Genomic DNA, 12,801 nt, shown 5'->3' with positions numbered 1-12,801 from the left:
AGTGCGATGATTTTAACTGTCACGATGAATCCATCCATGGATATTTCCTATCCGATTCAAGAATTCAAATTGGATGATGTAAACCGTGTAGATAATGTTTATAAAACCGCCGGTGGAAAAGGATTAAATGTGGCCCGCGTCGTCAAGCAGATGGGGGAAGACGTCCTGGCGACAGGTGTGCTCGGCGGAAACATTGGCGACTACATTGTTCAGGAATTGACGAAAAGCGATATCGATAATAATTTTTTAAAAATCAATCAAGAATCAAGAAACTGTATCGCCATTCTCCATGATGGCAAGCAGACGGAAATTCTAGAATCCGGACCGACACTTTCGGCGGAAGACGCGGCAGCTTTTTTGGAAAAATATCGTGAATTACTAACTGGTGTTTCACTTGTAACGATTTCGGGCAGTTTACCAAAAGGACTTGATCCTGGGTTTTACCGGGGGATGGTAGAAATGGGCCGAGAGATGGGGATTCCTGTAATTGTTGATACATCAGGGGAGCCGCTCCGACAGGTTTTGCTGCAGAAGGTAAAACCATTTGTGATTAAGCCCAATATCACGGAGCTATCTCAGCTGCTTGGTGTAGAAGTGGAACAAAGCATAAGCAGTTTGAAACAAGTATTAACAAATGAATGGTTTCATGGGATTGAATGGGTTGTTGTTTCGATGGGCGGGGATGGTGCCTTTGTTAAGCATGGTACGGATTATTACCGGGTTACCATTCCTTCGATTGACGTGGTGAACCCTGTCGGCTCCGGTGATGCCACCGTTGCTGGATTAGCGGTTGCTTTAAAACGAAAGCAGTCAGTTCCAGACGTTCTGAAAACAGCCATGACGACAGGCATGCTTAATACGATGGAAGCAGGAACAGGTTACATTGATCGTGCTAAGTTCGGCCAATTTTTTGAGTTAGTAGAGGTTACGAAAATAGATTAATTGAAACCCAATTTTTTTAACTAGTTGAGGTTACAAAAATAGATTAATAGAGGTGAATGTCGATGTTAGAATTAACGAAAAATAAAGTAGCGGCTCTTAAGCGTTTATCGGATGAAAATGGAATTATTGGGGCTTTGGCAATTGATCAACGCGGTTCATTAAAGAAAATGATTGCGGCAGGAAGTTCAAGTTCTGTCGGAGATGAGGGAATCATCCGCTTTAAAGAATTGGTTTCAGAAGAGTTGACACCTTATGCGACATCAATCCTATTGGATCCGGAATATGGTTTGCCGGCTGCGAAAGTCCGCCATCCGGAAGCTGGGTTATTAGTGGCATATGAAAAAACAGGCTATGATGCAACCGCCGTGGGACGTTTACCAGATTTATTGCCGGAATGGTCTGTTAGACGGTTGAAGGAAGCTGGAGCAGATGCGGTTAAATTTTTACTGTACTATGATGTAGATGAAGATGAAAAAATTAATGACTTTAAGCATGTTTATATGGAACGGGTCGGCTCTGAGTGTGCAGCAGAAGACATTCCGTTTTTCCTTGAAATTGTGTCATATGATGCCAAAAATGATGATGTGAAGAGTTTAGAGTACGCAAAAGTGAAGCCGCATAAGGTTATTGAGGCAATGAGAGAATTCTCCAAGCCACAGTACAAGGTAGACGTTTTGAAGGTAGAAGTTCCTGTAGATATGAAGTTTGTAGAAGGATACGCAGAAGGCGAAACAGCCTATAGCAAGGAAGAAGCGGCAGCATATTTCAAAGAGCAAAGTGAAGCAACAGATCTGCCATTTATTTTCTTAAGCGCAGGCGTAAGTGCAGAATTATTCCAGGAAACATTAAAGTTTGCTAAAGAATCCGGCTCCACCTTTAATGGTGTTCTTTGCGGCCGTGCGACATGGAAAAATGGCGTCGCTCCTTTTGCTGAAAATGGGGAACAAGCCGGACGTGCATGGTTACAAGATACCGGCAAAAAAAATATCGAAGAACTTAATATTGTCTTGAAAGAGACAGCAAGCTCGTGGTTTGAAAAAATCTCAGAGTAAGGAAGCAAGGTAAGGAAGTGTGAGGAAGGTTCTCGCGCTTCCTTATTTTTTTGCTTTATTTTTCTTCGCGTTCTTGGCATTTCGGTATTGTGAAGGCGATAGATTGGTCAACTGATTGAAGGATTGAACAAAGAATAACCTGGAAGAAAAGCTAGTAATAATTGATATATCTGAAATTAAGTATGCAAAATTTTACTTGAACGGATATTAAGTATTCTATCGGTAAAATACCGACGGATTTCTCGAAGGAATAGGCAAGATATCTAAAAAACAAAACAAGATGTTTATTGTGAAAACGCTTTTTCATTTGTATACTTTTCCCGTAAATAGTAAAGAAAGAGGACGAAAAAGATAAAAGATAGTTTTCTTGGCAGGAATGTCTGCCTTTAATCTATTAGTTTATTAGCCTGTCAAGGTGAAAGATCCTCGTAGACGGTCGCTTAAAGGGTCCACTAAACGCCCGAAATGCAAGAAAAACTATTAGATCGGTCGTTAATACGACTTCTTAACGATCATAACGCAAGAAAAGGAAGCGAAATATTTCTTCATTACAGTTTTCCTTTTTTAAGAAAATGATTCTGTGATTCAAATATATGAATTTAGAGGTGCGGACAAATGAAAAGAGCTATCGGCATTGATATTGGCGGGACGAAGATTGCAGCGGGAATCATTTCGGATACGGGCGAACTGCTTGAACGTACGGAAGTAAAAAGTGATCCTTCAGACCGGGAAAATATGTTTGAGAGAGTTGTAGAAGCGGTGGAAAATGTTCTCGGAAAATCCTCGGTTTCAATCGGTGACATTGAGGGCATTGGTGTTGGAGTACCAGGAAAAGTGAATCGTGAGAAGGGCATCGCTGTTTTTCAAAACAATTTGCCTTGGAAACAGTTTCCCGTTACAGCCCGTTTACAGGAGCGATTTGGCATCGAGCGGATCACGATTGACAATGATGTCTATATGGCGACTTTTGCAGAATGGAAAGCGGCACAGGTAAAAAGGGCAGAGACCTTTGTCTACGTGACAATCAGTACGGGAATCTCCTGTTCTATCATTCATAATGGTTCATTTTTCAGGGGAGCTGGATTTGCTGGGGAGCTTGGTCTGATCCCGGTCCTTTCGAAGGGAGTCAATGAACGGTTAGAAAAAATTGCTGCTGGACCGGGGATCCAGAGATTAGCCGAAAAGGAATTGAAGGTAGATACCATTTCAACTAAGGATGTGTTTGCGGGTTATCTAAATGGGGAACAGGAATATCAACCAATTATTGACGAGGTGACCGACCATTTAGCTCAAGGCCTTTATGCGATTTCTAGCTTATTGGATCCGCACAAAATGGTTTTCGGCGGCAGTGTCATCGTGAATAATCCTTTTTTGCTTGAGTTGATCAAGGAAAAGCTAAAATCACATCAGCTTCCTGAACAACAACATCTTTTAGGCCAGATGAGTATCAGTACATTGGCGCAGAATAATGGGGTTGTTGGTGCAGGATTACGGGCTTTTGAAGGTATGTTATGAGGAATCACCAGCCTTCCTTTGTGAAGGGAATGTTGGGAAGTAGGAAGAGGAGCGTTAGATATGTTTACTTTTAGTCAAGAAAAATTAGTGTCTCTAGGAGCATCGATTACAACAGCAGAAATTAAGCAGCAGCCAGATTTATGGGATGAAACCTATTCATTGTATACGAAGAAACGAGTAGAGATTCAAACATTTTTGCAAAAACTGGCTGAACAACATGAACGAATCCGTGTCATTTTTACAGGTGCTGGAACCTCTGCCTATGTCGGTGATACGGTCACTCCTTATTTAAAAGGAAAAGTGGATGAAAAAAAGTGGGAATTTCTAAGTGTTCCAACAACCACTTTGGTATCTAATCCCTATGAATTTTTTAAAGCAGATTTCCCAACTTTGTTGGTTTCATTTGCTCGAAGCGGCAACAGCCCTGAAAGTGTGGCTGCCGTAGAAGTAGCTGAACAACTAGTAAAGAACTTCTATCAGCTAACCATTACCTGTGCAATTGATGGTGAGTTAGCGAAAAGGGCAGAAGGCGATGAAAGCAATCTTTTGTTGTTAATGCCCGATAGAGCCAATGATCAAGGATTTGCCATGACGGGAAGTTATTCGTGCATGACGCTCATGGCATTACTCGTTTTTGATCCGCTGTTAGTGGAAGAAAAATGGGCAATTGTCCAAACGATTCGCCAAATGGGTGAAAGTGTCATTCTTCGTGAAGAGGATATCCAAACTATCATCGATTGCGATTTTGAGAGGATCATATATCTAGGCTCAGGAAGCTTAGAAGGGTTGGCGAGAGAAGCACAGTTAAAAGTTTTAGAGCTAACAGCTGGTAAAATTGTTACTGCTTTTGATTCATCGTTGGGTTTTAGGCACGGTCCTAAATCATTTGTAAATGAAAAATCGTTGGTGTTTGTGTTTGTTTCAAACCAGTCTTATACACGTCAATACGATTTGGATATTTTAAAAGAATTGCAGCAAGATAAAATTGCAAACGGTATATGTGCAATCTCAGTGGACGGAGAAACGAACTACGATGGGAACACGTTCTTATTCGACAGTGATGCCCATGCTGTACCGGATGCCTACCTGGCATTACCGTATGTCATGATCGGTCAAACGGTATCACTATTAGCTTCTGTAAAAGTTGGTAATACACCGGATACCCCTTCACCAACAGGCACGGTTAATCGTGTGGTAAAAGGCGTCACCATCTATGAATATAAGTAGAAGCAAGGGGACGGTTCTTTTGCTTACTCTCTTACCGGGTACCTACACGAAAAATCTTATTCCATAGGATATGCTCTACTAGAAAAGCGAACAGTGCCACTGTTCGCTTTTTTATGCAATTCACTAAAAAAACAATATTACTAAAAATTTGGACAATATCTTTATTGTGTAAGCGCTTTAACGAAAGTAAGCTAAATTACAGTAGATGGTGGTATTTGCAGTTATTTTCGCTATATTTTTTAACAGCTTACAGGTATCGCTTTCTATCAAAATAGTATATTTAAAGGAGGAGAGGATTTGCGCAGTAAGTATTACAAAAGGGTTACCAATGCCCTGATTGCCTTTGTATTATTTTTACCTATGTTTTTGACGGGTTTCACTCCGCCATTACGTGCAGAAGCAGTAGTGACAAATCCCTGGGTTACCATTTCATCTGGAGGAAATGAAGTAAATGAAATGGTCAACCAGAATGGGAAGGCTTATGCAAGGCTTGGAGCAGGAGCGGGAAATGACAATGGAGCCAAAGCTGCTATTTTTCAAGAAAAAGAAGCAGTAGCTCACATATCAGGAACGATGGAATATACATTTATTCCAGAATTGAAAGCGGAAGATACCAGATTTGGTTTCTATCCTCATTATATTGATCATAACAACTTTGTATTTGTAGGCTATGACTCCTTAGGGTGGTTCTATGAATACAAATATCAAGGCAGCGGAACCTGGTTACAAACTAGACCAAGCGTTCCTCTCCCAGAAGCCGGAACCAAACATTCCATAAAAATTGATTATAATGGAACCGCTTTGAAGGTTACATTAGATGGAAAAGATTTATTTGGAGCGGTTACTTTATCAAATGATATAAATAATCTTCTTTCAGGTAAGGAAGCGGTTAAACTTGGTGCTTTTGGAGGTAAAAACAGCCAAGTACTCCTTGAATTAGGAGATTCTCCAGGAGATGGAGGTACAGATCCAGGTAACGGAGGAACAGAGCCCGGAGATCAAGAACTTGTCGACATTTCGGATAACCAATTAGAAGATGGCGACTTTAAAATTATCTCGGGCGACGGAAAAGTTACCTATAATCAAGATGGTTCAGCAACTTTCCATGTTACATCTACTCAAAAAAATCGAATTGTCTACAATAAAATGAAACCAATTAAGAATGGTATTTTTGAAGCTGATATTACGCCGGGAACTAGCGCCATGAACCGTTTTGGCCTCATCTATCGTGTTCAGAATCCATCTGCCTATACGTATGTGGGAACGGGAGATCAGAACAATCTTTATTTTGGCGAGATCTTTGGCCCTGCTAACAGTTGGACGGCGATGACTTCAAACGTGCCATTAGAAGCAAATAAAACCTATCATTTACGAATAAAATTTTCGGATGATTTAGCTACTTTATACATTAATGATAAAAAGGTGAATACCTTTACATTGTCAGGCGGTGTCGATCAAGCAGGGTTACTTGGATTTGAAAAAAGCCGTGGAGCTGCGGACATTACGATTTCAAACATCAAAATTAAAGAAAATGTTCCTCCTAAAGCACCAAATACGCCGCCAGTAGAGGATAACCTAAGCTCAGACTATATGAATGTTATTATTGACCAAGTCTTCCCGCGTGTTATCGAATATCGGGTTGGCAACAAGGTAATGAACGGACAAAAGTCTCCTGTATACGGATTAAAAGTGAACGGCGTTCTTTACTATCCTGAAGTAAGCTTTGAAAAGAAGAGCAAAAGTGAAGCACTGTATACTCTAAAGGTAAAAGATGAATATGAAAACCTTGATGCTGTATTTAAAGTTTCTTTAAAAGTGAACAAAAATAAAGTGATCTATACCTTTGAAGAAATCACCAATGCCGGTAGCTCAAAAATTGAAACGGTTGAATTGGCCGATCTGAACTTTATCTCAGTTAATTCAGCTCAAACCAATGCCAAAGCCAAATTAACGAATCTTAGCAGTGATGTGACCAAACCTGGGGATGTCGATGTCACTGTCGATTCAACTTTGGGAGGCATTGGAACTTCAGAAAGATACTATACTGCTTTCCTATCAACAGACAAATTGAGTGCAGGTGTATGGTCCAGTTCGGAAGTAAATGGCTACCGTAACCTAGTGGCAAATCGTTATCAAAGTGAAGATGGTACGAAAGCCATCGGTATCGGTTCTAGTTTACTTTATTATCAAAGAGAATTTATGTCGAAACCACAATCAAAAAAACCTACCGTGAAAATTGCAATTGCGGATGATTTGAATCGTGATAATGAAATTGACTGGCAGGACGGTGCGATTGCTTACCGTGAGATCATGCAAGACATTCCAGGTTCGAACGATGTAAACAATCTGGTTGGCCAACGAATTGCCATGAATTTTGGCTCACAAGCACAACAGCCATTCCTAAAAACATTGGATAATGTTAAAAAGGTTGCTCTCGCTACAGATGGATTGGGTCAGTCTGTACTGTTAAAAGGATATGGAAATGAAGGTCATGACAGCGCTCACCCGGATTATGGAAATGTTGGTGAACGGATCGGCGGAGCTGAGGATATAAAAACACTAATTCGTGAAGGGCATAAGTACAATTCTGAATTTGGTGTCCATATCAATGCTCAAGAAACCTATCCTGAAGCCAAAGCTTTCAATGAAGATTTTATTGACGGTCCAAATTCTAGAGGCTGGGGCTGGTTAGACCAATCATATACCATCAATAAATTAAAGGATTTGTACTCAGGAACACGTGCGAAAAGGCTGGACGAATTAAAAGCAGCTGCACCAGGTCTTGACTTCATTTATTTAGATGTATGGTATCAAGATCAATGGGAATCTGATCGAATTTCAGAGCAATTTCATGATCGCGGCTGGAGGGTAGCAACGGAGTTTGGTACTTCAATGGCCAATTACTCTACATGGCAGCACTGGGCTACGGATAAGAACTACGGCGGGCCAGCCAGTAAAGGAATCAACTCTGAGGTCCTTCGCTTTATTAGTAATCACCAAAAAGATTCTTGGGTGTTAAATTGGCCTGAATCAGGAGGAACGGCTGATCATCCGTTGCTTGGCGGATTTGAATTAGCAGGTTTCGAGGGATGGCAATCTGATAAGAATTTTGACCATTTTATCCGGATGACATTCGATACAAATCTACCAACGAAATTTTTACAAAAGTATTTTGTTATCGATTGGGCAAATGTAGAAGGCGACAAAAGCAAAACAAACTTGGAAAAGGAAATTAAATTGGCGGACCCAAGTAATGGGGATGTTGTTGTTGTTACGAGAAAGGACAATTCCAGAGAACGTGTGATTACGCTTAATGGAAATGTTGTCCTTGATGAACATGCTTATTTAATTCCTTGGGTGGAGCAAGACTTTAAAAATCCAACTCAGGATTCTGAAAAACTGTACCACTGGAATTTAGAAGGCGGAACAACTACTTGGACACTTCCAAATGAATATGCTGGTGCATCTAAAGTTTATGTCTATAAATTGACCGACCAAGGCAGAACAGATGTGCAGAAAGTCAAGGTCGTCAATAATCAGGTAACCTTGACGGCTGAGGCAGCTACTCCATATATTGTTGTACCAAAGAAAGAGAAGGGTTTACAAGTCGATGACTGGAGCAAGGATGCTCATGTCTATGACACAGGATTTAATTCGGGAACCGTCAAAGATCCTCATACAAAAGTGGCTGGAGACAAGGATGCTGTCAGTGTCGTAAGAACGAATCAAACTGGAAATGCCCGTAATGTAAGCAGCGGCGATTATTTCTTGAATATCGACAGTCCGTCAAAAAATACATCCGTTTCCCGTACCATTACTGGCCTTGAACCTGGCAAAGATTATGTGGCTGAGGTCTATGTAGAAAACAATAGTGATGTAAAGGCCGGAATCAAAGTAAATGGCGAAGTAAAAAATGTAAGCAATTACACACTGCGCAGCCTGCAAAAGAACTTTGTAAAAGCAGATTCACATGCTACGAATGATGGATACAACAGCAAGATGCAAAGAATGCAAGTAAGCTTTACGGCTGCATATAAAAAGGCAGAATTAATTCTCAGCCGTGAGGCCGGTGAAGGAACTACTAAGTTTGATGATATTCGGATAGTGCAAAAATCCTTGAAAAATGAAGTATCACCAAAGGTATTTGAACAAGATTTTGAATCGGTCGTGCAAGGAATTTACCCATTTGTTATTGGCAATACGGAAGGTGTAGAAGACAATAGAATTCATTTGTCTGAATTACATGCTCCGTATACGCAAAAAGGATGGGCAGGTAAAAAATTAGTAGACGATGTCATCAAAGGGAATTGGTCTGTTAAGGTGAATACTGGAAACAAAGGCTTAGTGTATCGTACCATTCCGCAGCACTTCCACTTTGAACCAGGCGTAACCTATAAAGTATCCTTTGACTATCAAACTACTGCCAATTCCTATCGTTTTATCTCAGGGGATCAAGAAATTGATGCTCGCGATATTGCAGCTGTCAAGGGTTTGAGTATAAACAATACACTTTCTGCATCTACCGATACCAAAAAGGCTGAGTATACTGTCACTGGTTCCGAAAATGGGCAAACGTATATTGGAATTTTCAGTGATGGAACCAGCTTGAATGGAGATACTGGGGCAGGAACATTTATTTTAGATAACCTGCGGATTGAACAGATCACCAACTGAAGTTTGTCGAAGATTGATAGTTTTAATACTGTAGAAAAATAGAAAAGAGACAAGAACCCAGAACGGATTAACTTAAAGTAAATTCGTTCTGGGTTCATTTTTTTATTTACATAAAAATCGTTCATATCCTCCTTTTTCTGCATGACCTAAAAAGTAAAGGAAGGAATTTTAGTGATTCAAATGATTTTTGTTTTAATAACGTGAGACGGGGCAATATTTTTGTTGCCTAGTCACGTAACCGACTCATTTTTTTACCATGAAAAAATGGCTGAATTTAAAAAAATAGTTTTGTCTGAAGAATATCAAGGGCACTGTTAATCTCCTCTAAATCTTCTTTTGATGCATTTTGTATTCGATGCAGGAAACTTGATTCTACATGGGCAAAGGCTTCATTCATCATGGTTTCTCCATCTTTAGAAAGACGAATATACTGTTTTCGTCGATCTTCGGTATCACTTATCTTTTCAATTAAATTTTTTTCACTTAATTTTTTTAACTCACGACTAGTATTTGGCATCGACATATGCTGGCAATCACTAATTTCACTAAGGGTAACAGGCTGGCTAACGGTTATATACTCGAGAATGTTATATTGAACGGGCGTGATGGAATCAGATTTTGCGTGTTGGGTTAATTCGTGTGTCACACGATGAACCGAAGTCGTAAAAGACACACATTTAAAAAAAAGAGCTTTTTTATCCATATCTCTCACCTCTTATTGTGAAGATAACAAAAATGTTATCAAAATACAATTATCATTTGACAATAAAAAAGGTGATTGCTATGATTTAGTTATCAAATGATAAGTAAAAGGGGTGCGTCATGAAAGTTCTTGTTATTTACACACATCCTAATCATCAAAGTTTATGTTACTCATTTTTACAAAAGGTCATCAAAGGAAGTCATGAAAATCCAAATATAAAGGAAATACAGGTGCTAGATTTGTATGAGGAGGGCTTTAATCCACTTCTTGTGTTTAATGAGCATAAACGAAGACGTGATATGTATCGTGATCCTCACCTTGAAAAATATCGACAGCAAATTTCTTGGGCTGACAAGATTGTCTTTGTCTACCCTATTTGGTGGGGAAGACCTCCAGCCATGCTGCTGGGATACATTGATCAATTATTTGCTGCAAATTTTGCCTACAAGGATAAGAAGGGACTGCTGCCAGAGGGATTATTGAAAGGAAAATCAGTTGTATGTATGTCCACCATGAAGGGACCTGCAAACTATCCACTTCTCTGGTTAAATAATTCACATAAAATATTGATGAAAAAAGCCTTATTCAATTTTGTCGGAATCAAACAAGTAAAGTTTTTTGAATTTGGTAATATGGAAAACCCAAAGGGAAAACAAACCAAAAAACTAGAAAAGATTTATCGTTATTTTAAAAAGATCGATCGTTGAACGCTTCAAACTTATGAAGCAGGAGAACCGTCCCCTTGCTTCTTCGAATTTACTCAATATTGTTCTAAGATATTAGATATTTGTAATGCCTATAATGGTTGACCAGTTTCTTTAAAATAGGTATATAATTCCTTCCCATATCTTTTTAGATAAATTACATGTTTGCTAGATTTGAAATACGGGAAAGCTTTTTCCTCAAGAAGGACGTAATATTGCTCCATTTGATCTTGAAGATAGTAAATATGAATTTTAAATAATAGTTGATAAAAACGGTTTTCCAATTGCTTAGCCAATGGAATGTCCTTCACGATTGAATGTTTTTCATTCGTTATGGTTGAATTTCCGTTACCAGGAAGATCCCTCCAATCTTTTGTTTTGAAACCATCGAAGTCATTATTTGCAATTTTCTTTTAAATTATTTTTATCATACAATAATCTATAAGAAGAAGGAAGGAGCGCTGAAATTGGAAGAAAAGAAAGTTACATGGTTAGAACTCTTCTATGATTTGCTATTTGCTGCAGCTGTTGCGACTGCAACTCATGTTTTACTTCATGTTAAACAAGGAGAAATTCATCCAGAATATTTATTGAAGTTTGCTTTAATATTTATTCCAATCTGGTGGTCTTGGGTAGGCCAAACGATGTTTATTAACCGGTTTGGACAAGATTTTATGCATCAACGGATCTTTATGATCCTTCAAATGGTGTTTGTTCTTATTATGACATCAAGCTTATCGGTTGATTTTGATCAATATTATCTCCCTTTTCTTATTGGCTATATTGGATTAAGATCACTAACAGCGATCCAATATCTAGTTGTTCGGAGTGTAGAAGAAGGGGATACGAAAAAGGTAGCTCAATACTTAGGAACACGTTTTTGGATTGGAATCATCATCTCATTTTTCTCTATCTTATTTGATTCATGGATTCGATACAGCATATTATATATAGGAATTATTGTCGATATTATTGTGCCTTTTTTCGGACGCAAGTATTTGGTGAAAGCTTCGACCAATACGGTTCATTTATTAGAACGTTTTGCTACATTTACACTAATCCTTTTTGGAGAATCGGTCGTCAGCACCCTTTCTGTACTTCAGCCACAAAAAGGGGATTGGAATTCGATCTCATTTTCAATCATTTCATTTATCCTTATTATTTCGATGTGGTGGCAGTATTTCGAAAATGTAGATAAGAAAGTAAATAAGTCGATCGAAACAGCCGGCCAAACTATTATTTACGGTCATCTGTTTATTTTAATGTCTTTGAGCATGATTGCTGCTTCCATCAAGCTGCTCTATCTCCATGAGGTTCGTTATTCATTTAACTTATATTTTGTATTCGGTTCTGTATTACTCTATTTCATAACAACAACTATTGTTTTTCATCAATACAGGTTTGAACAAGACCGTCTAAAATATTATCATTTAGCGTTATTTTTAGGGATTTTAGCAACCTTTTTTATTATTAATTTGATAGTAGTAGTTCCAAACATTATCATAATGGGAGAACTAGCCCTGTTTTTTATCATCTATGCTAAATTAACAACTACTTAGGAAATGGAATAAAGGCTAGTGGTAAGGAAAAGATGTTCGTATTATTCGAGTTTGTCGATAATGGACAAGACCAAAACCAATTCCAAGGTGATAAATAAATGTAGATTGAACCTTTAATGCAGAGCAAATAGCTGGAACTTATTAGGACAATATTCATAACAACTAAATTTGTAGAAAATTGTGTATTTACATGCTTGACTATTTCATTCATACGGACTATAATTTTAATAAATTTTCAAACAATATATGATTTATAGCGTTGAAGAGGGAAAGTACGATTACGTTATTTTATACAGAGAGCTTCGGCAGCTGAAAAGAAGCAAAAATACTAATCCGAACAATGGCCTCAGAGCTTCGTGCTGAAACAATCTAACTAGATTGGAGTAGGTTCCGACGAGATTTGGTACTCGTTATCAATACCACAG

10 protein-coding genes and 1 other annotated feature (1 of these 11 running past the window's edge) are annotated in these 12,801 nt (G+C 38.7%); of the genes, 8 read left to right on the top strand and 2 right to left on the bottom strand.

The features are described from left to right. The first annotated feature begins 6 nt into the window (after nt 1–6). The 5 genes from lacC (at nt 7) to QNH20_RS23860 (ending at nt 9,410) form a co-directional block, all read left to right on the top strand. Entirely contained in the window at nt 7–942 is a 936-nt protein-coding gene (gene lacC, locus QNH20_RS23880; protein WP_283920419.1) for a tagatose-6-phosphate kinase, read from the top strand. 62 nt (nt 943–1,004) lie between these two features. After that, nucleotides 1,005–1,994 (top strand): tagatose-bisphosphate aldolase, encoded by a 990-nt coding sequence (gene lacD / locus QNH20_RS23875; RefSeq protein WP_283920418.1) that lies wholly within the window; start codon nt 1,005–1,007, stop codon nt 1,992–1,994. A gap of 615 nt (nt 1,995–2,609) precedes the next feature. After that, nucleotides 2,610–3,509 carry an ROK family protein gene (locus tag QNH20_RS23870; protein ID WP_283920417.1) on the top strand — a complete coding sequence of 300 codons (900 nt, stop codon included), beginning with the start codon at nt 2,610–2,612 and terminating at the stop codon, nt 3,507–3,509. 60 nt (nt 3,510–3,569) lie between these two features. Next, the gene (locus QNH20_RS23865; protein ID WP_283920416.1) at nt 3,570–4,736 is read left to right on the top strand and encodes an SIS domain-containing protein; all 1,167 of its coding nucleotides are present in this window, start codon (nt 3,570–3,572) and stop codon (nt 4,734–4,736) included. 297 nt (nt 4,737–5,033) lie between these two features. Beyond that, nucleotides 5,034–9,410 (top strand): endo-alpha-N-acetylgalactosaminidase family protein, encoded by a 4,377-nt coding sequence (locus QNH20_RS23860; RefSeq protein ID WP_283920415.1) that lies wholly within the window; start codon nt 5,034–5,036, stop codon nt 9,408–9,410. 274 nt (nt 9,411–9,684) lie between these two features. On the opposite strand, the gene QNH20_RS23855 is transcribed toward QNH20_RS23860, so the two are convergent. Then, nucleotides 9,685–10,113, bottom strand: a complete 429-nt coding sequence (locus QNH20_RS23855) for a MarR family winged helix-turn-helix transcriptional regulator (RefSeq protein ID WP_283920414.1) — start codon at nt 10,111–10,113, stop codon at nt 9,685–9,687. A gap of 119 nt (nt 10,114–10,232) precedes the next feature. Between QNH20_RS23855 and QNH20_RS23850 the strand changes: the two genes are divergently transcribed. Then, on the top strand, nt 10,233–10,820 hold the full coding sequence (locus QNH20_RS23850; RefSeq protein ID WP_283920413.1) for an NAD(P)H-dependent oxidoreductase: 588 nt from the start codon (nt 10,233–10,235) through the stop codon (nt 10,818–10,820). Nucleotides 10,821–10,909: 89 nt separating this feature from the next. On the opposite strand, the gene QNH20_RS23845 is transcribed toward QNH20_RS23850, so the two are convergent. Beyond that, complete coding sequence (locus QNH20_RS23845; RefSeq protein WP_283920412.1) at nt 10,910–11,113, bottom strand: hypothetical protein; 204 nt, start codon at nt 11,111–11,113, stop codon at nt 10,910–10,912. Between the two features lie 171 nt (nt 11,114–11,284). Between QNH20_RS23845 and QNH20_RS23840 the strand changes: the two genes are divergently transcribed. Both QNH20_RS23840 and QNH20_RS27160 read left to right on the top strand, forming a co-directional pair. Then, complete coding sequence (locus QNH20_RS23840; RefSeq protein ID WP_283920411.1) at nt 11,285–12,376, top strand: low temperature requirement protein A; 1,092 nt, start codon at nt 11,285–11,287, stop codon at nt 12,374–12,376. Further along, a complete protein-coding gene (locus QNH20_RS27160; protein ID WP_481858115.1) occupies nt 12,361–12,474 on the top strand; it encodes a TasA family protein in 114 nt (37 codons plus the stop codon). Before QNH20_RS23840 ends, QNH20_RS27160 begins: the two co-directional genes overlap by 16 nt. A 152-nt stretch (nt 12,475–12,626) precedes the next feature. Then, nucleotides 12,627–12,801: a binding site (T-box leader), on the top strand; it runs 101 nt beyond the window's last position.

Origin of the sequence: Neobacillus sp. WH10, assembly GCF_030123405.1 — a bacterium.
GTDB lineage: Bacteria > Bacillota > Bacilli > Bacillales > Cytobacillaceae > Neobacillus.
This window is presented reverse-complemented; position numbering and strand designations above follow the sequence as displayed.